Genomic DNA, 22,040 nt, shown 5'->3' on the forward strand with positions numbered 1-22,040 from the left:
AATTCTCAGACGTAGGAAATTTCGCAGGACCGGCGGAACAGTTCGGAGATGATCGGGTCGTGATCGCCGCTGCGCATCGCGGTTTGGAGGAGGATCGGCGGAGGCACCTCCTCATCGAGCTTGACGAGGGAGCCCGCCGCGATCTTCTCCTCCACCATGTTGAGCGGGAACAGCCCGATGCCCCCGCCGGATTCCACAATGTCGATCAGCGAGCGCACATTGTTGCAGTTATGCACATGCGGATGCTGGAAGGACGACTTCCGGATCATGGTGGCCATCAGATCGTGCATGGGCGACGACCGCGCGACCGACCAGAGCGGCACGGTCGATTCTATCTCGCCGCCCTTTTCGGTGATGCTTTCGCCCAGTTCGCGGCTGGCGAGCCATACCAGTTCGACCTGCCGAATGGTGGCCGCCACTATGCCCGGCATCGTGATCGGCCCGATGGCAAAGACCATGTCGACGCGGCCGCTGAGCAGATCATCGATCAGATGGGCCGTCAGATCGATTTCGATCTCCAGCGAGATTTTCGGCATGCTCTTCCCGATGGCGTTGGTGAACACCGGAAGGCAGCTTGCCGCCGCGATCTCGCCGGACCCGACGCGGACTATGCCCGAAGCCCCTCTGAATTCGTCGGGGGACAGCAGGGTCTGCTGAAGCGTCGTCCACAAAGTTTCGCATCGCTGGACGAATTCCCGGCCGCGAACCGTCAGCATCATGTTCCTGCCCTCGCGCTGGAACAGCGGAAAGCCGATCTGCCCCTCCAATTCCCTGATGCGCGCGGAAATGGTCGGCTGGCTGGCATTCAGCCGGTCGGCGGCAGCGCCGAACGTTCCCAGACGGGCAATCCAGAGAAGAGTCTCGATATGATAGAAGGCGATACGATTCATCGGAAATTTCTATGGAAATTCCAATAAAATAATTATTGGAATTAATCAATTCCATTCTTCACACTGTGCCTGATAGCGATAACTGTTCAGCCCGTGCTGGAACAAGGGACAGGAAATGACGGACCAGATTGCCTCTTCCCCACAAGATACGCCAGCAGGTGCGGATCATAACCGTTTACGGCCTTCGTTGCCTGAGGATTATGAAGCGACGCGAGAGGAGTTGCTGGAATTTTACCGTCAGATGGTGTTGATCCGTCGTTTCGAGGAGAAGGCGGGGCAGCTTTACGGCCTGGGTCTGATCGGCGGTTTCTGCCATCTGTATATCGGGCAGGAAGCGGTTGCGGTGGGCATCCAGTCGGCGTTGAAGCCCGGCAAGGACAGCGTGATCACCGGCTATCGCGACCATGGGCACATGCTGGCCTATGGCATCGATCCCAATGTCATCATGGCGGAACTGACCGGCCGGGAAGCGGGCATTTCGCGCGGCAAGGGCGGATCGATGCACATGTTCAGCGTCGAGCATAAATTCTACGGCGGCCACGGCATCGTCGGCGCGCAGGTGTCGCTGGGCGCGGGGCTGGGCTTTGCGCACAAATATAATGGAGACGGCGGCGTGTGCGTCGCCTATTTCGGCGACGGCGCGGCCAACCAGGGCCAGGTCTATGAAAGCTTCAACATGGCCGAGCTGTGGAAGCTGCCGATCATCTTCGTGATCGAGAACAACCAATATGCCATGGGCACCAGCGTCAACCGCTCCTCGGCCGAGGACCAGTTGTACCGGCGCGGCGAGAGCTTCCGCATTCCCGGCATCCAGGTGAACGGCATGGACGTGCTGGCGGTGCGCGGCGCGACGGAAGAGGCATTGAAATGGGTGCAGGCGGGCAATGGTCCGATCCTGCTGGAGATGAAGACCTATCGCTATCGCGGCCATAGCATGTCCGACCCGGCCAAATATCGCTCGCGCGAGGAAGTGCAGTCGATGCGCGAAAAGTCCGATCCGATCGAGGGGGTGAAGAAATATCTCACCGCAGCGGGCGTATCCGAGGACGAACTCAAGACAATCGACCAGGACATCCGCAAAATCGTCAGCGACGCGGCGGACTTTGCCGAAACCTCTCCCGAACCGGAACTGCACGATCTGTATACCGACGTGCTGGTGGAGCAATATTGATGGGTATCGAGATCAAGATGCCGGCGCTGTCGCCGACGATGGAGGAAGGCACGCTGGCGAAATGGCTGGTGAAGGAAGGGGACGAGGTCCGCTCGGGCGACATATTGGCGGAGATCGAGACCGACAAGGCGACGATGGAGTTCGAGGCGGTGGATGAGGGCCAGATCGGCCGGATCGTCGTTCCCGAAGGCACCGAGGGGGTGAAGGTGGGCACCGTCATTGCGACGATGGCGGGCGAAGGGGCGGGCGAAGGGGCGGATGACGCGGCAGCGCCTGTTCCGGCTCCCAAGGCGGAAGCGCCCAAGGCTGAGGCGGCTCCCGAACCGAAGAAGGCGCAGAGCGGCACGGCGAAGCTGGTCCCTGAGGCGAAGGCGACCGTCAAGGACCCGGCGCTGCCCGAGGGCACCGAATATCTCAAGACCACGGTTCGCGAAGCGCTGCGCGACGCCATGGCGGAGGAAATGCGCCGCGACGAGCGGGTCTTCGTGATGGGCGAGGAAGTCGCCGAATATCAGGGCGCCTACAAGGTGACGCAGGGCCTGCTGGAGGAATTTGGCGACAAGCGGGTGATCGACACGCCGATCACCGAATATGGCTTTGCCGGCATCGGCGCGGGCGCGGCGATGGGCGGGTTGAAGCCGATCGTCGAGTTCATGACGTTCAACTTCGCGATGCAGGCGATCGACCATATCATCAACTCGGCGGCCAAGACCAATTACATGTCGGGCGGCCAGATGCGCTGCCCGATCGTGTTCCGTGGCCCCAATGGCGCGGCGAGCCGGGTCGCGGCGCAGCACAGCCAGAATTACGGTCCCTGGTATGCGGCGGTTCCCGGCCTGATCGTGATCGCGCCCTATGATGCGGCCGATGCCAAGGGGCTGCTCAAGGCGGCGATCCGTTCGGACGATCCGGTGGTGTTCCTGGAGAATGAGCTGGTCTACGGCCGCAGCTTCGATGTGCCCAAGGTCGACGATTATGTGCTGCCGATCGGCAAGGCGCGGATCATGCGCGAGGGCCGGGACGTGACGCTGGTGAGCTATTCGATCGGCGTGGGCGTGGCGCTGGAGGCGGCGGAGGTGCTGGCGGGCGAGGGCATCGATGCGGAGGTGGTCGACCTGCGCACGCTGCGTCCGTTGGATACCGCGACGGTGTTGCAGAGCCTGAAGAAGACCAACCGCCTGGTGGTGGTGGAGGAGGGCTGGCCGGTCTGCTCGATCGCCTCGGAGATCGCGGCGGTGGTGATGGAACAGGGCTTCGACGACCTCGACGCCCCGGTGCTGCGCGTCACCAATGAGGACGTGCCGCTCCCCTATGCCGCCAATCTCGAAAAGGCCGCACTCATCGACCCATCACGCGTCGTCGCCGCTGTCAAAAAAGTCTGCTATCGGTAAGGCCGATGGCAAATCATGGAAGGGTGCCTCATCCCCATGAGGGGGATCAGAGGCACCCTTCCGATTGTGCGGCAAGAGTTCTCATCTCTTGAATCGGACACCGAAATAGATTGCTGAACCCGTTGCATGTTGGTGAGCCCGGCATAAGCAAGGCTGTCACAGACCTTCGGCTTCGACCCAATGTGCGCCGGTGATTTCGCGCGCCAATTGCCAGACCTGACGACGAATGTCGGGGACGGCGACGATTTCCCAATGTGCGCCCCGCGTCATCGGACCGACCACGAACAGCCGCTGTTGGATCGACCCATCGCGGGCGATGGCGTGGCATTGCCGATCGACATCGATGCCGATCGCCAGCGGATCGGGCCGGATGTCACCCCGCATAGCCAATTGGCGCAGCAACGGATCATCGGCGCGTCGCAGGTCGCCCAGTGGACCGGTGCAATTGATCACCCGGGCAAAAGACATCGCCTCCGTCCTATCCTGGCCACGCCCGCGCAGATGGACATCGAGGCTCCGACCATTGGGGACGGCCTGCACGACCTTGGCCGCATGGATTTGCAGTCGTCCTTCCTTCCGCATTGACGCGAGCCGTGCCGCCACCTGCGGCGCGATGCGGTGGCGATGGACGTCCCAATAGGGCCGTAAATGGCGAAGGAAACGGCTGCGTTCTTCCGCGCTGGCGGCGCGCCACATGTCCTGGGTGAAGCGGCGCAACTCATCCACGGCATTTCTCCAGCCGATCTCCACGCTGCGATTGCGCAACGACCGTACCAGCGCTGAGGCACTACCCCTCGGACGGTCGTTGCAGGCCGTGTAGGGCACGGTGGCGGCATGACTTTGTGGGGCCAGTCCGCGCCGGGACAGAGCGACGACCCGCCCACGGAACCCGGCGCTGTCCAGGCTGAGCGCGCAGTCCACGGCGGTCAGGCCACTGCCCAGCAGCAGAACCTGATCCGTGGGCATCAGCCCCTCGGCAATGGTCGCGGACCAGGGATCATTGACATAGGCCGGGTTGTCGCCCGGCAGGGCGGCAAATGCGGGCAGATCATGGGGCGGCAGATTGCCGGGCGCCAGCGCCACGATATCGGCATCCATTCGGGCGCCGGATCGCAGGTCGATGTCGATGCCGTCGCCGCGCGGCCTGAGGTCGACCGCCTCATCCGTTATTACGGTCAGCCTGTCGCTCGCCAGGACCCGAACTTCGTCGAGCATCGCGCGGAGATAGGCGCCATAGTCGCGCCGCGTGGCAAAGCTGCCTTCCTGTCCCAGACCTTGCCGTTTCAGCCAGTCGGTGAAGTGATCCGGATCGTCGGGCAGGGCGCTCATATTGGCCGCGCGTACGTTGAGAATATGGCTCGCCTGCGCCGCGCCATAGGCCAGCCCACGGCCCATGCGGTCGGCATGGCGCTCGACCATCGTCACCCGCAGCGCGCCGTGACGCAGCAGGTTGATCGCCAGCAGGGTGCCGCTGAAGCCTCCTCCAACAATGGCAGCGTGATCGACCTTCAGCATGAATCAAGCATTTCTAATAGTTGGCGCAGCATTGCTTGCGAGACTTATCTCTACCGAAGAAATAGATAAATAGGCAAGCTATGCCGGAAGGACAAATATGAAGCTTGTGCGTTCCCTGATCCAGGGCTGGATTCGCCTGTACGATGCCGCGCGCCATGAATTTTTGCGTGATCCCACTGTGGTGCTGTTCGAGCGGGCGGCGACCAATCGGGAAAGTGCCCGTGGTCGCTGAATATTGGTCGCGGCGCGGTTTCCTGGGTGCGGGGGCGGCATCCGGCTTGCTGTTGGCGGGTTGCGGTGCGGGCCGGGGCGCGCGGCTGCGTGTCGCGGTCACGGGCAAGGGGAGAGGCGACATAAGGCTGCTGTTCAAGGCGGCCGGGATCGTGCCCAAGGGTCTGGACCTTCAATATAGCGAATTCCAGTCCGGTCATCTGGTGGTGGAGGCGCTGAACGGCGGTTCGCTCGACCTTGGACAGATGAGCGAGATTCCACCGATCTTCGCGGCCGCCTCAACGATCCAGAGTTTCCGTCAGATCGCCGTCCTCCATGGCGATGTCAACAATCAGGTGGTCCTGGTGCCCAAGGGGTCCCGGGCGCGCTCCATAGCCGATCTCAAGGGCAAGCGGGTCGGCTATGTGCGGGCCACCACATCGCAATATTTCCTGATCCGGATGTTGGAGGAAGTGGGTCTGGGCTGGGACGACATCACGCCGGTCGCCATGAGCGTATCCGATGGCGCGGCGGCCTTTTCCCAAGGGGCGCTGGATGCCTGGGCCATCTATGAATTCCCGATCCAGAGGGCGGTTGCCACCGATGGCGCGCGGGTGCTGCGCACCGCCTATGGCATATTGTCGGGCAATTATCTGGTGTGCGCCCATGTCGACGCGCTGGCCGATCCGGAGACGGCGGCGGTCATCCGCGAATATCTGGCGCTGATGCAGCAGGCCTTTGGTTGGGCCGCGGCAAACCGCACGGAATGGGCAGGTATCGTCGCGCAGAGTATCGGCGTGCCGCGCGATTATGTGATGGACCAGTTTCGGCGCCAGAGTGCCAGCTTTGAACTGCGCCCCGTGACTGATGCGGCCATCGCCTCCCAGCAGGGGGTGGCGGACCTTTTCTTCGCGCAGAAGATGTTGCCCAAGCCGGTCGATGTGCGGCCGTTATGGGATAGGCGGTTCAACGATTCCATACCGAAAAGAGACTGAAGACCATTTGCCTGGCCGGGCATTTGTTCCCGACCCTATCCCAAAAAAGCCGGGACTTGATTTGACCAGCATCCTGGCCATCGCTGCCTCCTGCTGATCGGCTTCCTCGACAAGGAAGTCGGAGTGGTCGAAGCGTCCGCCTCGGCCCGCCGATCCTTGACCATGACCATGTGGAAACGATTGAGCGACGTTCCGCCTCCGGAGAAGCGCAGCACCGCGCTTGGCAAAATAGGTCCTTTAAAGTATCTATATTGCTCAAAAGGAGAGTGGGATGCAGAATTTCTTCAAGGGCTTCTTCCAGTTCGGTTATGTGACGCGCGATGTGGAGGCGGCCGTCGCGGCGTTCCGCGCCAAGTTCGGCCCGGTCGAATTCGCGGTGAACGAGCCCCCCGCGATCAATGGCCAGCCGGCACCGACACGACGCATCGCGCTTGCCTGGATCGACGATGTGATGACGGAGATCATAGAGCCCGATCCGATGCAGAAGACGATCTACGACGATCATGTGCCCTCCGCAGCGGGGCCGATCCGGCTGCATCATTTCGGCTATCTGATCGACGATCATCAGGCGATGATCGATCGGCTTCAGAGCATGGGTTATGATGTGCCGATGGCCGGCTCCATGCCGGGTGCGCTCGACTATAGTTATGCCGATACGCGATGCGACCTGGGCGTGTGGTCGGAATTCATTCGTCTGGACGAAGGCGGAAAAGCCTTTTTCGGATCCGTGCCGCGCACCGCAACTCGAGATTGATAAGAACGATCGTTCTTATTAAGATCCTATGTCGTCGATTTTATACGGAGTAACAGGCAAAAAAAGGGCATATTGACTACTCCTCGCGCAATGATGATAAACCTGGTGAAATATAAAGCGGGAGAGAGTCGTGCGGTCCATGCTGACGGACAAGGTGGCTGTCGTGACGGGGGGTGCTTCGGGCATCGGCAGGGCGACAGCCCAATTGCTGGCATCACATGGCGCGGCCGTGGTGATCGCCGATCTTGACGAAAGCCATGCGCTGTCCGCCGCCGACGCGATCGCGGAGACGGGTGGCCAGGCGCTGGCGATGCGCGTCGACCTGCGCGACGAGACGCAGGCGCGGGCCATGGTGGAAGCGACCGTGGCACGCTTCGGCGGCGTCGACCTGCTCGACAACACCGTCTCCTACAATGCCCCCGAGCAAACCGGGGCCGACGGCGAAATCCACGAAATGGAGGTGGCGATCTGGAACCGCGCGCTGGAGATCAATCTGCGCGGACCGATGCTTGCGGCGAAATATTGCATTCCTGAAATGCTGAAGCGCGGAGGCGGCGCGATCGTCAACATATCCTCCACCGCTGGCATATTGTCGCTGGGCACCGTCCCCGCCTATGCGGCGTCCAAGGCCGCGGTGCACAGCCTCAGCCAGTCGATCGCCACCGCCTATGGCAAGCGGGGCATCCGCTGCAACACCATAGCGCCGGGCTTCGTCGACACGCCCACGACACGCAATATGGGCGACCGGTTCTTTCAGATGACGCTCGACAATAATGTGCTGCCCTATCTGGGGGAGCCGGAGGACATTGCCCAGGCGGCACTGTTCCTGCTGTCGGATGCGGCGCGCTATATCACCGGGCAGCTCCTGGCCGTGGACGGCGGTCAGACGATCCATCTGCCGGTGGTCGCGGACATGTGGCGGATGGCGGCGGGCAAGCCGCTGGTCGAAACAGCTTGAGGAGAGAAGAGATGCAGACGCATGGGCGGCTGAACGGCAAGGTGGCGGTCGTCACCGGAGGCACGAAGGGCATCGGGCAGGGCATCGTGCTGCGTTTCCTGAAGGAAGGCGCGGCGGTGGTCTACTGTTCCCGCAGCGCGGAGAACAACCGGGAGAATGAGGCGCTGATCGCGCAGCTTCCCGGCGCGGCGGAGCGGGCGCGGTTCGTCGCTGCCGATGTCGGCAACCGGCAGCAGATGGAGGATCTGGTCAACAATGCCGCCGAACATTTCGGCCGCCTCGACATCGTCGTCAACAATGCGCAGGGGATCGCGCCTGTCCGGTCGATCGAGAACAAGCCCGACGCCGATTACAGCATGACGCTGATGACCGGCTTCTACCAGTCGCTCTGGACCAGCCGCGCGGCGGTTCCGCACATGCGCAAGGTCGGAGGCGGGCGGCTGATCTTTTTCTCCAGCCATTGGAATATCTGGGGTCAGCCCTATTCCAGCGACTATAACATCACCAAATCCGCCAATGAGGCGCTGACGCGCAGCGCCGCGCGGGAATTCGGCAAGGACAATATCACCGTCAACTGCATCACCCCGGCGGGCGATAGCTGGGCGTACAAGAGCTGGGCCGAGCAGAACAGGGAAATGGCCGAGGCGAGCGTGCGCCAGTTCCCGATGCGCCGCATGGGCGATTGCGAGATCGACATTGCCGGCGCGGTGCTGGGGCTTTGCAGCGACAATGGCCGCTTCATCACCGGGCAGGTCTTCTGCGTCGACGGCGGCGTATGGGCGACCGCGCCCCTCCAGATGCATGAGGAAGGCACCGATATTCACAAGGGCCACAGCCAGGCCACCGTCGAGCTGACGGCCTGAGCGCGGGGAGGACAGGATGGGATTGATCGAAGGGCAGGTCGCGATCGTTACGGGCGCGGCCAATGAACTGACGCAGGGCATAGCCCGCCGTTTCGCCCGCGAAGGCGCGAAGGTCGTGCTGGTCGACCGCGATCAGGAGGCGGCGCAGGCGGTGGCGCGCACCATTCCCGGTGCGGAAGCGCGCGGCGCCGATCTCGCGGATCCCGCCGCGGCGCGGGCGATCGCCGATGCGGTGAAAGAGGCGCATGGCCGGATCGACATATTGCTGAACGGCGCCCACGCGGCGCTGAAGTGGGAAAGGCTGGCAAAGAAGAATGCGGCGTCCGATTTTACCGCGGCATTCCATGATGTGCTTTTGAATGCGCTCAACATGATGCAGGCGGTTTATCCGCATATGAAGGCGGCAGGCGCGGGGCGCATCGTCAATCTGGGGTCCATCTATGGCCCCACCGCGAACGAGGGTGTGACGGATGCCGTCACCATGGATTTCGCGCTGACCGGACTTAGCCGGTCGGCCGGCGTGGAATGGGGGAAGGACGGCATCCTCGTCAATTTCCTCCAGGCAGCCGTGCCGGACATCGGGGTTTTCGCTGATTATCGCGCCGGGAAGGGCAAAAGTGTCGAAACGCTGATCGCCAACACGGCCATGCCGCGCCTGGCCGATCCGGTGGAGGATGTCGGCGGGGCGGCCATGTTCCTCGTCTCCGACGAAGCATGTTTCATCCTGGGCCATCGCGTGCTGGCCGATGGCGGGCAACATCTGACCGCCGCGATCTTCGAACCCGGTGCGGAACGGTGACAAACGACTGGACCAGCATCGCGGCGGAGCAGCCCGGCAAGGTCGTCCAGCTTTGCTATCTGGTGCCCGACATCGCGGCGGCGGTGGCGAACTGGACGCGGCGGATGGGGGCGGGACCCTTCTTCCACGCGTGCTTCGACATGGAGGGTCAGCGTTTCGGCGACCTGCCCGCGCGCGGCATGCTGGAGGTCGCGGTCGGATATCGGCGGGGCATGAATATCGAACTGGCCGCCTATAGCGGCGCAGGGCCGGCGATATATGACCCGGCATCGACCGGCGTGGGTTATGGACTGCATCATGTGCAGGTCGCCTGCGAGGACATTGACGCGGCGATCGCAGACCATGCCGCGCGGGACGAAGCCATCGTCACCGACCATGTGGTGCCCGGCTTCGGCCGGGCGGTGATGGTCGACATGCGGGATATGCTCGGCCATTTCGTCGAATATGGTGCCTGGACTCCGGCCGTTCATGCCGCGCTTGCCGCAATGGAGGCGGCGCACGGCGAATGGGACGGCCGCGATCCCCTACGCCCCTATCCCAGGCTGGATGACTGAAGCATGCGTGACCTTTCCGCCCTGTTCGATCCCTTCGCTCTCAACGGCCTGACGCTGCCGAACCGCATCGTCATGTCCCCCATGGGGCGTAATTTTGCCGACGATGGCGTTCAGCCGCACGGCTTCGTCGATTATTTCGTCCGTCGGGTGCGGGGCGGCGTGGGCCTGTGCATCGGCGAGGCGAGCCGGGTCGACCATCCGGTGGCGTCCAGCGACGTGATGCACGCTGCGTTCCATGGCGACGCCGCGCTGGCCGCATGGAAGGATGTCGTGGATGCGGTGCATGATGCCGGAGGGGCCTTCATGCCACAGCTTTGGCACGCCGGATTGCTGCGCCCGCCCGCATCGGACCATCCGCAAATCCCCAATGCCCATCTGCCGCCGGCCGGTCCGTCCGGCTGGGCCGAACCGCTGGTGCATACGACCGGCTGGATCACGCCGATCACCCGAGCGGCGCAAATCGGCGCCCCCATGACCGAAAGCGATATCGCCGACGTCATCGATTCCTTCGCACGCGCCGCGGCGGACGCCCGGAGGATCGGCTGTGACGGGGTCAACATCCATGGCGCACATGGCTATATGATCGACCAGTTCTTCTGGGACCGCACCAACAGGCGGGACGATGGTTATGGCGGCGACCTGATCGGACGAGGGCGCTTCGCCGTGGAACTGATCCGTGCCGTGCGCGCGGCAACCGCTCCGGATTTTCCGATCACCTTCCGCTGGTCGCAATGGAAGCAGCAGGATTATCATTGCAAGATCGCTCACACGCCCCAGGAACTGGAGATGTTCCTGACGCCCGTCGCGGAGGCGGGGGTCGACCTGTTCGATTGTTCGACGCGCCGATTCTGGGAACCCGAATTCGAAGGCAGCAGGCTTAATCTGGCGGGCTGGACAAAGAAGGTGACGGGTGTACCGACCATGACGGTGGGGTCAGTGGGCCTGGCGCGTTCCAACTGGATGGACGGGGAGGATTTTTCGTTGACCGACAGCGGTCTCGCCAGTCTTGACCCCTTGATGGAGCGGCTGGAGGCGGGTGAGTTCGATCTGGTCGGTGTGGGCCGGATGTTGATCAGCAATCCCGACTGGCCGAAGCGGCTGCGGGCCGGGCAAACGGACGGCATTCGACCTTATAGCAACGCGCATCTGATGACGCTGGAGTGAAGGATGCGGGCCGACCACCCGCATCGCTTCGCCGTTGCGCCGGGACTTAGAGCTTCTTGAGATCGTCGGCGGTCAGGCTCGTCACCAGGCCCTTATCGCCGTTCGACAGGGTTGCCGCCGGAATCGAAACGAAGCGGCCCTTGTAGATGATCTGCACGGATGTCGGGGCGCCTTCGGCATTCTGGAAGACGCGATCGATGAATCCGATCCGCACGCCGTCAGCGGTCTTGACCATGGTGCGGGCCTTGATGGCGGGCGCGTCCTGCGCGACCGCGACGGCGGAAAAGGACAAAGCGGCAGCCAGAGCGAAAAGATATTTCATATATGCCTCATGATTAGTCTGGCGGCCCGCTATCATGTTGTCGCGGGGCGAACAAAATGAAAGCGACGGCACCCCACAGCGATCACCTATATGAACCCTGTCGCCTTCGGGCTTTTCAGGGGAAGTCGCCGGGCGGCGTCGTCGGCATTGAATCACCGCAGCTTTCAGGGCATGGAGCCTTGCATGCAGAATGAACAGCGACATGCCGGTGCGGAGCAGGACGCGTCGGGACATCTCGAACCCCTCGCTCGGCCGGAAGCGTTGACGGAAATGGTGACGGAGCGGCTTCGCAGTGCGATATTGTCGGGCGCCCTGGCGCCGGGCATGCATCTGAGCGTACCTGAAATCGCCAAGCGGCTGGGCGTTAGCCGCACCCCTGCCCGCGAAGGGCTGATCGCCCTGGAGCGCGAGGGGCTGGTGGAGCCGCGTGCCAGCGCGGGCGTGGCGGTGATCGCGGGCGGAACCGCGGACATTCTGGACCTGCTGGATATTCGCGAGGGGCTGGAGATCATCACCGTGCGTCGCGCGGCGGAGCGCATGGACGGGGAAGGCATAGCGCAACTCAAGGCGCTGTTCGCGCAGCATGAGGCGATGGTGGCGCAAAATGATCTGGCACGCCATGTCGAGCTGGATGCGGCATTTCACGGGATGATCCGTGACGGCGCGGGCAATGGGCGGCTTGCCCGCCAACTGGTGCAGATCGACCAGCAGTTGCGGGTCCTCAACAGCCGCCTGTCCCGCGCCCAGGGCTGGAGTGGCCGCGCCGTGCTGCGTGATCACAAGGCGATCATCGATGCCATAGAGGCGGGGAATGCCGATGCGGCGGAGCGCCATATGCGCGCCCATATCGAGCGGACCCGCGCCTTCCAGCAGCGTTCGGCGGGCCAGGACCAACCGCCCACCTGAAACGGGTCCGCGCGCGCCCAACGCATAGGCGATGCTTTCGCGCGCCTGTGCCCGCATCGTCGATCCCCTGCATGTTGCATGTATAATCATCGGCAACGGGCGAGAGGATTGCGTATGATTCGACTGGACGGGCGCGTTGCCGTCGTCACCGGCGCCGGGCGGGGAATGGGCCGGACCCATGCGCTTCTTCTCGCCGCGCGGGGCGCGAAGCTGTTGGTGAACGATTATGGCGGCGCTCAATCGACGCTGGCGCCCGGCACCATATCGCACGCGCAGGCGGTCGTTGACGAAATCCGCGCGGCAGGGGGCGAAGCCGAAGCGAATGCCGACATGGTGGGCACCGGTGAGGCGGCGCGGGCCATCGTCGACCATGCGCGGGACGCATTCGGCCGTGTCGACATATTGATCAACAATGCCGGCGGATCGTTGATCGGCGAGCCCGATGCTTTCACCGATGAGGAGATTGAAGGGGTTTTGCGGACCAATTTCATCGGTCCCTACATGTTGCTGCGCCGCGTCTGGCCCCTGATGCGCGATCAGGGTTTCGGGCGGATCGTCAATGTCATGTCGTCGGCGGTGTTGGGGGCGGGGCATTTGGGACCCTATGCGGCGGGCAAGGCCGGGCTGCTGGGACTGACCCAGGACGCGGCGTTCGACGGTCGGCCGCACAATATATTGGTGAACGGCATTTTCCCCACCGGCGCCTCCCGGCTGACGGAGGGCTCGCACGAGGATCTGGCGCTCTGGTATCGTACGCATTTCCAGCCTGAGAAAGTGTCGGCGCTGGTCGCCTATCTTTGCAGCGATGCGTTGGATTTTGGGGGTGAAGTCTTCAATGTGGGCGGCGGTCGCGTCGCGCGGCTGGCCATCTTCGACAATGACGGGCTGTTCGATCCGGCGATCACGCCGGAAAGCATAGCCACCAATATCGACCTGATCCGCGATCTCAGCAAACCCACCATCACGCCCACGCTGTGGGCGCAGACGGAGCGCTATTTCAAGCACATCCCCTGGACGGGCGGCAAGTCCGGCCTGTTCTGAATTGGCAGAAGGACAAGATATGGCAGGACCCCTGGAAGGCAAGGTCGCGCTGATCACGGGCAGCGGGTCCGGCATGGGCGTCGGCATCGCGCTCGCGGTCGCCAAGGCCGGCGCGGCGGTGGCGCTGGTGGGCAGGACGGTTGAAACTTTGGAGCGCACGCGGGCGCAGATCGAAGGGGCCGGAGGACGCGCCATCGTTGCGCCATGCGACATCACCGACCGGGGGCAGGTGAACGCCACCGTCGCCCGAACGCAGGCGCAGCTCGGCCCCGTCTGGCTGCTGGTCAATAATGCCGTATCGACCGATAACCGGCCGATCGAGGAAGTGGACGAGCCCAATCTGGACCTGGTCCTGCGTTCGTCGATCCACGGATCGCTCTATATGATGCAGGCCTGCTTTCCGACGATGAAGGAGCGGGGCGGGCGGATCGTGAACTTCGGTTCGGGCGGCGCGACCATGGGGCTGCCGGAGGTCGGCGCCTATGCCATCGCGAAGGAAGGCGTAAGGGGCCTGACCAAGACGGCGGCGACCGGCTGGGGGAAATATGGGATCACGGTCAACACTGTCTGTCCCATGGTGGCGACGCCGCTGTTCGATGTCTGGTGGCAGAGCCTGAGCGAAGCGGAGCGCGGGCATCATCTTTCGATGATCCCGATGCGCCGCATGGGCGATGGGGAGCAGGATGTCGGCGGACTGATCGTATTCCTGGGCAGCGAGGGCGCCGGCTACATCACCAGCCGTACGCTGCATGTCGATGGGGGGCGCGCCTTCTATGACCGTTGAGAACTGGTTCGAGGGGCGGGTGGCGGTCGTCACTGGCGGAGGCAATGGCATCGGGCGCGCCCACGCGCTGGCGCTGGGGCGGCACGGCGCGAAGGTCGTCGTCAATGATCTGGGCGGCGCCCCCAATGGGCAGGGGGCGTCGCACGAGGCGGCCGATGCCGTCGTGGCGGAGATCAGGGCGCTGGGCGGGGAGGCGGTCGCCAATCACGATAATGTCGCCGATCCTGCAACGGGCGCGAAGCTGACCCAGTGCGCGCTCGACCATTATGGCCGGGTGGACGTTGTGATCCCCAGCGCGGGCATCGTCGTCAACAACCGGTTCGAGGACATGACCGCCGACGACTTGGACAGGGTGATCGACGTTCATCTGAAGGGCAGTTTCTTCCTTGCCCAGTCGGCATTCCGGCAGATGCGCGCGCAAGGCTATGGTCGCTTCGTCTTCACCGGGTCGGGCACGGGCATGTTCGGCCATGGCTGGATGGGCAATTATGCCATGGCGAAGGCGGGAATCGTCGGTCTGTCGCACATTGTCGCCATTGAGGGGGCGCCTCATGGCATCGTCTCCAATGTGCTGATGCCCAACGCTTCAAGCCGGGTTGGCGTCGCCATGGGCAGCGGCTTCCGGGAACTGCCTGCTTTCGCGGCAAGCATGGACCGCATTGATTTCGCAGCCAATCGGAAGGGCGATCCGGGCTATAGCGCGGCGCTGGCGCTTTATCTGGCGAGCGATCGTTGCGCGCGTACGCGCGGCGTCTTCTCCTATGCCTTCGGGCGCTATGGCGAGGTGCCGCTCGCCGTCAGCAGGGGGTGGCAGGTGGAGGGCGATGAAATGCCCGGACCCGCCGAGATCGAGAAGCATTGGGACGCGATCTGCCGCCGCGACGAATTGGATGAGCCGGCGGATGTCTATGACGAATATGCGTTGGTGCTGGGTATCCGATGAAGGAGCGAAGGATGCGGGAGAGGGATGCGTCTGTGCGCTGCGTGCTGGACATCAGGGCGGAATCGGGGGAGACGCCGGTCTGGTCCGTGGCGGAGCAAAAGCTGTTCTGGGTCGATCAGGAAGCGTGCCGGCTCAATGCCTTCGATCCGGCCAGCGGAATCAATGAAAGCTGGCAGATGCTCGCCCATGTCAGCAGCTTCGCGCTGCGCGGCGCGGGCGATCCGGTTGTCGTGGCGCTGCGCACCGGGCTGTTCGATTTCGACCGGACCAGCGGCACGCTGGAGCCCATCGCCGCGCCGCCGCCCTATCCCGTCGAGACGCACCGCTATAATGACGGGCGCTGCGACCGGCAGGGCCGCTATCTGATCGGATCGGTCGACCTTTCCTTTTTCGAGAGCAAGGTGCCTGGAGGCGCAGCCATCTACCGGCTGGATGGCGCCGGGCTGACCGAGGTGATCCGGGACATCACCTGTAGCAACGGCATGGCCTTCAGCCCCGATGGGCGGACCCTGTATCTGGCCGATTCCCCGGCCGGGGTGGTCTATGCGTTCGACTATGACATCGAAACGGGAACGCCTTCCAACCGGCGCGTCTTCATAGAGCGGGACCGCGGCGACGGGATTTTCGACGGCGCGGAGGTGGATGCGGAGGGCGGCTATTGGGTGTGCCTGCTGATGAAGGGGGCTGTGGCGCGCTACACGCCGGACGGCAGGCTGGACCGGGAGATTGCCGTGCCGGTGCTGCAACCCACCAAAATCGCCTTTGGCGGGCCGGATATGGCCACGCTTTACCTGACGTCCGCGGCGCATCGGCACCTTCCGGGCGATCAGCCGCTGGGCGAGCAGGCGGGGGGCGTCTTTGCGATCGACACGGGTTTCGGCGGGATTGCGGAGCCAAATTATCGCTACTGACGCATCAGGATTGATTGACATGTTGCATGCAACATGCAAATTAAGTCGCGAGGTGACGATATGACGATAATTCTCGACCCCAGCGCGTCCCTGGCGCACGATATTGCCGATCCCGGTCCTGACGCAGGCGCGCTTGCGGGCAAGACGATCGCGATCCGCATCGACATGCTGTGGCGGAGCTGGGACTGGGTCAGCGAAATCTGGGCCGAAGGGCTGCGGGCGGAAGGCGCGGAAGTGACCTTCTGGCGCAGTTGCGGCCGTACCGGCGAGGAAGGCGTGCAGGCCGACCGTGAATATGGCGCGCTGTTGGAGCGGAGCGACATGGCCATTGTGGGCCTTGGCAATTGCGGGTCCTGCACCAGTTGGACCATCGCCGACGCGCTGACGGCGGCGGCCACCGGCATACCGACCATTGCCGTGGCGACGGCGCATTTCGAAGGGCTGGCCCATAATCTGGCGAAGCGGGGCGGTCGATCGGGCCTGCGCCTGCATATCCTTCCCTATCCACTCGACATTCTACCCAAAGAGCAGGTCCATGACATTGCAAGAAACCATTATCGATCGTTCCTGCGGAATTTCGGGGTGCGAAGCGGACTGGCTGAGCAGTCGGCGGCATGAGGTCGACGACGACATCGTCGCCTTCAACCATTTCGCCATGGCGCAGGGCTGGGGCGACGGGCTGCCGCTGATCCCGCCGACGCAGGAGCGGGTGCAGGATTTCCTGATCGCCGGCGGGCGCTTTCCCGACGAGCTGATCGCCGTGCTGCCGCCGCTGCGCGCCGAATGCACGGTCGAGAAGATCGCGATCAACGCCGTCATGGCAGGCTGCACGGGCGATGCCATGCCGCTGCTGTGCGCGGCGATCGCGGCGATGGCCGATTCCAAATTCGACCTTGCTGGCCTCAACGCCACCACCGGATCGGTGGTGCCCGCGGTGATCGTCAACGGGCCGATCCGCAACCGGCTGGACATTCCCTGTCAGGCCGGGTGCCTGGGCGGGGTTGCCGGGCCCGCGGTGGCGATCGGCCGGGCCATCCGCCTGATCATGCGCAATGTGGCGGGCCAGTTGATCGGTTCGACCTCGCAAAGCGTCTACGGCACGCCGGGACGCGTCGCGGGCATCGTCTTCGGCGAATGGGAGGAACGCTCCCCCTGGACGCCGTTGGCGGAACGTCGCGGCGTTCCGGGCGATGCCGTCACGGCCTATGGCGCGATGGGCACGGCCAATATCTGCGACGTGGTGGCGAACAGCGCCGACGGTTTCCTCGACATGATCGCCAAGTCCATGGCCTATCCGGGGGCGAACGGTTTTCTCCCCTCCTCCGCCTTTGCCGAGACGCTGTGCGTGATCAACCCGATCTGGGCGGAGGTGATCGCGAAGGCCTATCCGAAGATCGAGGATGTTCAGGCCTATATCTGGGATAAATGCGCGCTGCCGATCGACTGGTTCCGGCCGGAATATCGCGATCCCATTGGGAAGCTGGGCCGGATCAAGCCGGATGGCCGCGTCCATCTGGTGCCCACGCCCGACGACGTGCTGGTGATGGTCGGCGGCGGCGAGGGTGGCCTGCATGCCGCCATGATCCATAGCTGGGGCACATGCCTCACCGTCACCAGGCCGGTTTCAGCGCCATGAGCGGTGACGTGATCATCGGCGAGCGCGTTCGCGCGCGGGCCGATCTGCTCGACCGGGCGGCGCGGCTGGCGAGCGCGATGGCGGCGGCGGGTGTCGGCCCGGGCGATGCGGTGGCGCTGCTGCTGCGCAACGACTTTGCGGTGCTGGAAGCCAATCTGGCGGTACGCAAGCTCGACGCCTATGGCGTGCCCATCAACTGGCACTGGCATGGTGCGGAGATCGGCTATGTGCTGCGCGACGCCGCGCCCCGGCTGCTGATCGGCCATGCCGACCTGCTCGACGGCATCGAAGGGGAGATTCCCGACGATCTGCCCGTCGTCGCGCTGGGCGGGAAGGGCGAGCGTCAGGATTATGACGACTGGATCGCCGCGCATCCGCCCCATGCGGGCGACGGCAACGGCCTTGGTTCCTCCATGGTCTATACGTCGGGCACCACGGGCAAGCCCAAGGCGGTCAAGCGCCTGCCCGCGACGGGCGAGGAATCCGCGCAGCGCGCGCGGGTCCTGTCCGTCATCCACGACGCCGCGCCGGGCAATGTCGCGCTGGTGACGGGACCGCTTTACCATCTGTTCAGCCAGGCGATCCTGATGGCGACCTTCGGCGCCGGGGGCCGGGTGGTGGTCATGGAGCGCTTCGACTCGGAAGAATGCCTCCGCCTGATCGAGAAGCATCGCGTGACCCATAGCGCGCTCGTCCCCACGCTGTTCGTGCGGTTGTTGCGTTTGCCCGAAGAGGTGAAGGCGCGTTATGATCTTTCCACCCTTCGGCATGTGGTGCATTCCGGTGCGCCCTGCGCGCCCGAAGTCAAAAGGGCCATGCTGAACTGGTGGGGCCCGGTATTGCATGAAACCTACGGGTCGACCGAGACCGGCGTCGTCACGAAGATCAGTCCTGAGGAATGGCTGGCCCGGCCCGGCAGCGTCGGGCGGCCCGTTCTGACGGGGGAAGTCCGTATCCGCGGCGAAGACGGCCGGTGGGCAGGTCCGGGACGGACGGGCGACATCTATCTTCGCATTCACGGAACCCCCGACTTCACCTTTCACGGCGATCCCGAAAAGCGCGCCGCGGTGGAATATGACGGGCTGATCACCTGTGGCGACATAGGATGGCTGGATGAAGACGGCTTTCTGTTCCTCTGCGACCGGCGCGTGGACATGGTGATATCCGGCGGGGTGAATATCTATCCGGCCGAGGTGGAGGCCGCTCTGCTGGAGCATCCGGCGGTGGCCGACTGCGCCGTGTTCGGCGTGCCCGACCCTGAATTTGGCGAGGCTCTGGTCGCCTATGTCCAGGCCGGCGGGACGCTGGGTCCCGAAGAGATCAAGGCGTTCCTGCGCGAGCGGATCGCCGGATACAAGGTCCCGCGCCATGTGATCGTGAGCGGCGCGCTGCCGCGCGAGGAGACGGGCAAGATCGTGAAGCGGAGGTTGCGGGAAGATTTCCTCGCGGCTGCGCCAGCCTGAATGGGACAGGAGAGGATGCCATGACCGTAACGGGACAGATCAACTATATCGACCGCAGCGCACCTGCCCCGACCACATGGTATGTCGATCCTCCCGCGGGAGTGCCCATCGACAATGTCGTCATCGACGCGCACGACATGACGATCAGCGACCTTCGCGATGACAAGGACGCGCTTGATCCCGCGACGCTGACGACGGTTCGGTTGACGGACGGTTTCGCTGCGTTCGACGATGATGAAGCGGTGCGCCGCGACCTTGCGCCCGCGATGGCGGCGGCGGCCCGCGCGTTGCTGGGCGACTGTCTGGTCCTGCCCTGGGACCATGCGGTGCGCCGTCGCCCATCCGGGCCATCCGCCTTTCGCGGATCGGGCACGCTGCGCCAGCCGCTGCTCCGCGCCCATTGCGATTATACGCCGCGCAGCATCGGTCCGCTGCTGCGGGACAGGCTGGGCGGCAGCGCCGAAGCGCTGGCGGGGCAACCCTTCATGATCGTCAATTTCTGGCGCGCCATCAGCGGTCCGCTCAGGGACGATCCGCTGGCCATTTGCGCGCCCGAAAGCGTGGCGGCGGAGGATCTGGTGCCGATCCGCCACGTCCATGCGCAGGGAGAGAGCGAGATTTATGGCCTGGCCCACAATCCCGCGCATCGCTGGTATTACATGTCGGACATGCAGCCGGACGAGGCGTTGTTCTTCACCCAATATGATTCGCGCAAACCCGCAACCTCCTGTGCGCCCCACACCGCTTTTTCGCTGCGCAATCCGACAGGGCCGGTGCCGCCGCGCGAAAGTTTCGAATATCGGCTCATCGTCTTTCCCGACATGGCGCCGCAGACAGGAGTGTGTTGACGAATGGACGGACAGGGGAGGGGAGGCATCCCGCCGGGCGCCTTGGCGGGATTGAAGGTCATCGACATGGCGTCGCTCTATGCCGCGCCGCTGGCCGCGACGATCATGGCCGATTTCGGGGCCGACGTGCTGAAGATCGAGCCGCCGGAGGGCGATCTGTTCCGCGACAGCAAGATGTGGCCGGTCGTCGCGCGCGGCAAGCGATGCCTGGCGCTCGACCTGCGGTCGGAAAAAGGGATCGAACGGCTGAAGGCGCTGGTGGCGCAAGCCGACGTGCTGGTGGAAAATTATCCCGCCGCCGTGCTGGCCAGGCGCGGCCTGGGATGGGATGTCCTCTCCGCGATCAACCCGCGTCTTGTCATGCTGTCCCTATCCTGTTTCGGCGGCACCGGCCCTTATGCGGACCGGCCGGGTTCAGGCACGATTGGCGAAGGGTTTGGCGGCCTGACCGCGCTGATGGGAACCAGCGACGGGCCGCCGATGCTGCCTTCGGTGGCGTTGGGCGATGCGGTAGGCGCGATGAGCGCGGTGATCGGCACCCTGTCGGCGCTTTATTGGCGCGACCGCAACGGACGGGGGCAGCAAGTGGACGCCAGCCTCTACGAACCCATCCTCCAGATCGTCGCCCATGCGGGGCAAAGGTGGGAGCCGCACCGTTCGCCCGAACGGTGCGGGTCGCGGCTGCCCGGCGTGTTGCGCAATGTCTATCGCACGGCCGATGGTCGTTATGTCGCCATTTCCGCCAGCACCGCCCGGCACGCCGCTGATCTGGTGGCGCTGGCGGGCGGGGAGGGGGACGATCAGGATGCCCGTGTCGCGGCCTGGATCGCCACCGTGCCGCAAGCGGTGCTGATGGAGCAGCTCGTCGCCCGGCGCATTCCGGTGACGCCGGTCAACAGCATCGACGACATGCTGGCGGACCCGCATGTGAGCGCCCGTGGCAGTCTGGTCCATGTGGCGGATGACGCGCTGGGCGATCTGGCGCTGGCCGCACCCGCGCCGCGCCTGTCGGAGACGCCGGGTCGGATCGGTGAAGTGAACCCGCCGCTGGGCACGGATGCGGACGCAGCGCTTGAGCGCTGGACCCAAGGCTGACGACCCCATGCGGATCGCCGCGCATCTTGGCATAGCCGATCCTGACGCGCCGTTGCTGGCCGCGACCGCCGGATCGGTCGATCCGGTCGCGCAGATATATTGCGCGGCTGGTCTGGGCTTTGCCGGTATCACCGACAATGGTTTGAAGACGCGCGCGCCGGAGGTGCAGCGGCGCATGGGCGCTGCGCTGCGCAGCCATGGGATGGAGATGGGGAGCTTCACCCATAATGTGCAGGGGATGGAGCCGCCCTTCTTCTGGGGCGCGCCTGTCGCCGACATGGAAATGGCGATGTCGGAGAGCCTGGCGGCTGCGGAGCGCATGGGGGGCGGCTGCATCAATGCGATCCTGCTGGATTGCGGCGGGCCGCAGGGCGATCAGGTTGCGAGGGCGTCGGAGAATCTCGCTGCCGCGGCCAGACTTGCTGGGGAGCGGGGCGTGGCGCTGGCGATCGAGACAGTCAGCCGTGCCCGTGTGTCGTTGGCCCTCGTCGAGCGCGTGGCCGACGTTGCCGCTGTCGCGCGGGCGGCCGGGGTGGGATTGATCCTGGATAGCTGCCATTGCCATTGCGTGGGCGAAGACATGGCAGCGGCGATCGTGGCGCATGCCGACATCCTCTCGGCCGTGCAAATGGCCGACATGCCTGACCGCGTGCAGCCCGGCGCGGGCGTGATCGACTTTGCACCGATCATCGCGGCGCTGCGGACAATAGGCTGGCGCGGGCTGGTAGAGGCGGAACTGATGCCGAAGATGCCGGGCATCAAGGGAGAAGCGGAGGCTGTCGCGGCGCTCAGGGCGCTCGGTTGACGCTTCGCGTGGCGCGCGCCCT

The 22,040-nt window shown here is 64.3% G+C and carries 24 protein-coding genes; 21 read left to right on the plus strand and 3 right to left on the minus strand.

Annotated features, from left to right (window positions below; genetic code table 11):
• Window positions 1-5 precede the first annotated feature (5 nt).
• Complete coding sequence (locus tag CAF53_RS17380) at window positions 6-890, minus strand: LysR family transcriptional regulator (protein WP_046763817.1); 885 nt, start codon at window positions 888-890, stop codon at window positions 6-8.
• A gap of 115 nt (window positions 891-1,005) precedes the next feature.
• Here CAF53_RS17380 and pdhA point away from each other — a divergent pair, with 115 nt between their 5' ends.
• Together pdhA and CAF53_RS17390 are read left to right on the plus strand one after the other, a co-directional pair.
• Window positions 1,006-2,061, plus strand: coding sequence for a pyruvate dehydrogenase (acetyl-transferring) E1 component subunit alpha (pdhA, locus tag CAF53_RS17385; RefSeq protein WP_046763818.1), 1,056 nt, complete (start codon window positions 1,006-1,008; stop codon window positions 2,059-2,061).
• On the plus strand, window positions 2,061-3,452 hold the full coding sequence (locus CAF53_RS17390; RefSeq protein ID WP_100239014.1) for a pyruvate dehydrogenase complex E1 component subunit beta: 1,392 nt from the start codon (window positions 2,061-2,063) through the stop codon (window positions 3,450-3,452). The genes pdhA and CAF53_RS17390 overlap by 1 nt, the downstream gene beginning before the upstream one ends.
• A 156-nt stretch (window positions 3,453-3,608) precedes the next feature.
• Here the strand turns inward: CAF53_RS17390 and CAF53_RS17395 are convergent, their stop codons facing one another.
• On the minus strand, window positions 3,609-4,967 hold the full coding sequence (locus tag CAF53_RS17395) for an FAD/NAD(P)-binding protein (RefSeq protein WP_100239015.1): 1,359 nt from the start codon (window positions 4,965-4,967) through the stop codon (window positions 3,609-3,611).
• Window positions 4,968-5,064: 97 nt separating this feature from the next.
• On the opposite strand from CAF53_RS17395, the gene CAF53_RS29085 reads away from it, so the two are divergent.
• From CAF53_RS29085 to CAF53_RS17430, 8 genes are all read left to right on the plus strand, one after another.
• Window positions 5,065-5,199 carry a hypothetical protein gene (locus tag CAF53_RS29085; protein WP_269748640.1) on the plus strand — a complete coding sequence of 45 codons (135 nt, stop codon included), beginning with the start codon at window positions 5,065-5,067 and terminating at the stop codon, window positions 5,197-5,199.
• Window positions 5,189-6,172, plus strand: coding sequence for an aliphatic sulfonate ABC transporter substrate-binding protein (locus CAF53_RS17400; RefSeq protein ID WP_242443501.1), 984 nt, complete (start codon window positions 5,189-5,191; stop codon window positions 6,170-6,172). Before CAF53_RS29085 ends, CAF53_RS17400 begins: the two co-directional genes overlap by 11 nt.
• A gap of 271 nt (window positions 6,173-6,443) precedes the next feature.
• Window positions 6,444-6,926 (plus strand): VOC family protein, encoded by a 483-nt coding sequence (locus CAF53_RS17405; RefSeq protein WP_046763822.1) that lies wholly within the window; start codon window positions 6,444-6,446, stop codon window positions 6,924-6,926.
• 139 nt (window positions 6,927-7,065) lie between these two features.
• Window positions 7,066-7,884, plus strand: coding sequence for an SDR family NAD(P)-dependent oxidoreductase (locus CAF53_RS17410; RefSeq protein ID WP_046763823.1), 819 nt, complete (start codon window positions 7,066-7,068; stop codon window positions 7,882-7,884).
• An 11-nt stretch (window positions 7,885-7,895) separates the two neighbouring features.
• Entirely contained in the window at window positions 7,896-8,747 is an 852-nt protein-coding gene (locus CAF53_RS17415; protein ID WP_100239016.1) for an SDR family oxidoreductase, read from the plus strand.
• Window positions 8,748-8,763: 16 nt separating this feature from the next.
• Window positions 8,764-9,546, plus strand: a complete 783-nt coding sequence (locus CAF53_RS17420) for an SDR family oxidoreductase (RefSeq protein ID WP_046763824.1) — start codon at window positions 8,764-8,766, stop codon at window positions 9,544-9,546.
• Window positions 9,543-10,100: a VOC family protein gene (locus CAF53_RS17425; RefSeq protein WP_046763825.1), complete on the plus strand. Its 558-nt coding sequence runs from the start codon at window positions 9,543-9,545 to the stop codon at window positions 10,098-10,100. The genes CAF53_RS17420 and CAF53_RS17425 overlap by 4 nt, the downstream gene beginning before the upstream one ends.
• 3 nt (window positions 10,101-10,103) lie before the next feature.
• Window positions 10,104-11,264 carry a 12-oxophytodienoate reductase gene (locus tag CAF53_RS17430; RefSeq protein WP_100239017.1) on the plus strand — a complete coding sequence of 387 codons (1,161 nt, stop codon included), beginning with the start codon at window positions 10,104-10,106 and terminating at the stop codon, window positions 11,262-11,264.
• Between the two features lie 46 nt (window positions 11,265-11,310).
• Here CAF53_RS17430 and CAF53_RS17435 read toward each other — a convergent pair whose 3' ends face one another.
• Window positions 11,311-11,586, minus strand: a complete 276-nt coding sequence (locus tag CAF53_RS17435; RefSeq protein WP_046763827.1) for a hypothetical protein — start codon at window positions 11,584-11,586, stop codon at window positions 11,311-11,313.
• A 183-nt stretch (window positions 11,587-11,769) separates the two neighbouring features.
• On the opposite strand from CAF53_RS17435, the gene CAF53_RS17440 reads away from it, so the two are divergent.
• From CAF53_RS17440 to CAF53_RS17490, 11 genes are all read left to right on the plus strand, one after another.
• Window positions 11,770-12,492, plus strand: coding sequence for a GntR family transcriptional regulator (locus tag CAF53_RS17440; protein ID WP_100239532.1), 723 nt, complete (start codon window positions 11,770-11,772; stop codon window positions 12,490-12,492).
• A gap of 114 nt (window positions 12,493-12,606) precedes the next feature.
• Window positions 12,607-13,533 (plus strand): SDR family NAD(P)-dependent oxidoreductase, encoded by a 927-nt coding sequence (locus tag CAF53_RS17445; protein WP_157801285.1) that lies wholly within the window; start codon window positions 12,607-12,609, stop codon window positions 13,531-13,533.
• Window positions 13,534-13,552: 19 nt separating this feature from the next.
• Complete coding sequence (locus tag CAF53_RS17450) at window positions 13,553-14,317, plus strand: SDR family NAD(P)-dependent oxidoreductase (protein WP_100239533.1); 765 nt, start codon at window positions 13,553-13,555, stop codon at window positions 14,315-14,317.
• Window positions 14,307-15,260 (plus strand): SDR family NAD(P)-dependent oxidoreductase, encoded by a 954-nt coding sequence (locus tag CAF53_RS17455; RefSeq protein ID WP_157801286.1) that lies wholly within the window; start codon window positions 14,307-14,309, stop codon window positions 15,258-15,260. The genes CAF53_RS17450 and CAF53_RS17455 overlap by 11 nt, the downstream gene beginning before the upstream one ends.
• Window positions 15,261-15,271: 11 nt before the next feature.
• Window positions 15,272-16,171 carry an SMP-30/gluconolactonase/LRE family protein gene (locus tag CAF53_RS17460; RefSeq protein WP_100239020.1) on the plus strand — a complete coding sequence of 300 codons (900 nt, stop codon included), beginning with the start codon at window positions 15,272-15,274 and terminating at the stop codon, window positions 16,169-16,171.
• Window positions 16,172-16,231: 60 nt separating this feature from the next.
• Window positions 16,232-16,789, plus strand: a complete 558-nt coding sequence (locus CAF53_RS17465; protein WP_100239021.1) for a hypothetical protein — start codon at window positions 16,232-16,234, stop codon at window positions 16,787-16,789.
• Complete coding sequence (locus CAF53_RS17470; protein ID WP_242443502.1) at window positions 16,707-17,807, plus strand: hypothetical protein; 1,101 nt, start codon at window positions 16,707-16,709, stop codon at window positions 17,805-17,807. The genes CAF53_RS17465 and CAF53_RS17470 overlap by 83 nt, the downstream gene beginning before the upstream one ends.
• Window positions 17,804-19,270: an AMP-binding protein gene (locus CAF53_RS17475; protein ID WP_100239534.1), complete on the plus strand. Its 1,467-nt coding sequence runs from the start codon at window positions 17,804-17,806 to the stop codon at window positions 19,268-19,270. Before CAF53_RS17470 ends, CAF53_RS17475 begins: the two co-directional genes overlap by 4 nt.
• Window positions 19,271-19,290: 20 nt before the next feature.
• Window positions 19,291-20,118 carry a CmcJ/NvfI family oxidoreductase gene (locus CAF53_RS17480; RefSeq protein WP_100239022.1) on the plus strand — a complete coding sequence of 276 codons (828 nt, stop codon included), beginning with the start codon at window positions 19,291-19,293 and terminating at the stop codon, window positions 20,116-20,118.
• A 3-nt stretch (window positions 20,119-20,121) separates the two neighbouring features.
• Complete coding sequence (locus CAF53_RS17485; RefSeq protein ID WP_100239023.1) at window positions 20,122-21,213, plus strand: CoA transferase; 1,092 nt, start codon at window positions 20,122-20,124, stop codon at window positions 21,211-21,213.
• On the plus strand, window positions 21,191-22,018 hold the full coding sequence (locus CAF53_RS17490) for a TIM barrel protein (protein ID WP_242443503.1): 828 nt from the start codon (window positions 21,191-21,193) through the stop codon (window positions 22,016-22,018). The genes CAF53_RS17485 and CAF53_RS17490 overlap by 23 nt, the downstream gene beginning before the upstream one ends.
• The last annotated feature ends 22 nt before the right edge of the window (window positions 22,019-22,040 follow it).

Origin of the sequence: Sphingobium sp. LB126 (assembly GCF_002795205.1) — a bacterium.
In the GTDB taxonomy this organism is placed as follows: Bacteria; Pseudomonadota; Alphaproteobacteria; order Sphingomonadales; family Sphingomonadaceae; genus Sphingobium; species Sphingobium chungbukense.

Excerpts from the sequence above, each read along its gene's own strand:
- CAF53_RS17380 (WP_046763817.1), bottom strand. The coding sequence starts at position 890 with ATGAATCGTATCGCCTTCTATCATATCGAGACTCTTCTCTGGATTGCC.
- pdhA (WP_046763818.1), top strand. The coding sequence starts at position 1,006 with ATGACGGACCAGATTGCCTCTTCCCCACAAGATACGCCAGCAGGTGCG.
- CAF53_RS17390 (WP_100239014.1), top strand. The coding sequence starts at position 2,061 with ATGGGTATCGAGATCAAGATGCCGGCGCTGTCGCCGACGATGGAGGAA.
- CAF53_RS17395 (WP_100239015.1), bottom strand. The coding sequence starts at position 4,967 with ATGCTGAAGGTCGATCACGCTGCCATTGTTGGAGGAGGCTTCAGCGGC.
- CAF53_RS29085 (WP_269748640.1), top strand. The coding sequence starts at position 5,065 with ATGAAGCTTGTGCGTTCCCTGATCCAGGGCTGGATTCGCCTGTACGAT.
- CAF53_RS17405 (WP_046763822.1), top strand. The coding sequence starts at position 6,444 with ATGCAGAATTTCTTCAAGGGCTTCTTCCAGTTCGGTTATGTGACGCGC.
- CAF53_RS17410 (WP_046763823.1), top strand. The coding sequence starts at position 7,066 with ATGCTGACGGACAAGGTGGCTGTCGTGACGGGGGGTGCTTCGGGCATC.
- CAF53_RS17415 (WP_100239016.1), top strand. The coding sequence starts at position 7,896 with ATGCAGACGCATGGGCGGCTGAACGGCAAGGTGGCGGTCGTCACCGGA.
- CAF53_RS17420 (WP_046763824.1), top strand. The coding sequence starts at position 8,764 with ATGGGATTGATCGAAGGGCAGGTCGCGATCGTTACGGGCGCGGCCAAT.
- CAF53_RS17430 (WP_100239017.1), top strand. The coding sequence starts at position 10,104 with ATGCGTGACCTTTCCGCCCTGTTCGATCCCTTCGCTCTCAACGGCCTG.
- CAF53_RS17435 (WP_046763827.1), bottom strand. The coding sequence starts at position 11,586 with ATGAAATATCTTTTCGCTCTGGCTGCCGCTTTGTCCTTTTCCGCCGTC.
- CAF53_RS17440 (WP_100239532.1), top strand. The coding sequence starts at position 11,770 with ATGCAGAATGAACAGCGACATGCCGGTGCGGAGCAGGACGCGTCGGGA.
- CAF53_RS17445 (WP_157801285.1), top strand. The coding sequence starts at position 12,607 with ATGATTCGACTGGACGGGCGCGTTGCCGTCGTCACCGGCGCCGGGCGG.
- CAF53_RS17450 (WP_100239533.1), top strand. The coding sequence starts at position 13,553 with ATGGCAGGACCCCTGGAAGGCAAGGTCGCGCTGATCACGGGCAGCGGG.
- CAF53_RS17455 (WP_157801286.1), top strand. The coding sequence starts at position 14,307 with ATGACCGTTGAGAACTGGTTCGAGGGGCGGGTGGCGGTCGTCACTGGC.
- CAF53_RS17460 (WP_100239020.1), top strand. The coding sequence starts at position 15,272 with ATGCGGGAGAGGGATGCGTCTGTGCGCTGCGTGCTGGACATCAGGGCG.
- CAF53_RS17465 (WP_100239021.1), top strand. The coding sequence starts at position 16,232 with ATGACGATAATTCTCGACCCCAGCGCGTCCCTGGCGCACGATATTGCC.
- CAF53_RS17470 (WP_242443502.1), top strand. The coding sequence starts at position 16,707 with ATGACATTGCAAGAAACCATTATCGATCGTTCCTGCGGAATTTCGGGG.
- CAF53_RS17475 (WP_100239534.1), top strand. The coding sequence starts at position 17,804 with ATGAGCGGTGACGTGATCATCGGCGAGCGCGTTCGCGCGCGGGCCGAT.
- CAF53_RS17480 (WP_100239022.1), top strand. The coding sequence starts at position 19,291 with ATGACCGTAACGGGACAGATCAACTATATCGACCGCAGCGCACCTGCC.
- CAF53_RS17485 (WP_100239023.1), top strand. The coding sequence starts at position 20,122 with ATGGACGGACAGGGGAGGGGAGGCATCCCGCCGGGCGCCTTGGCGGGA.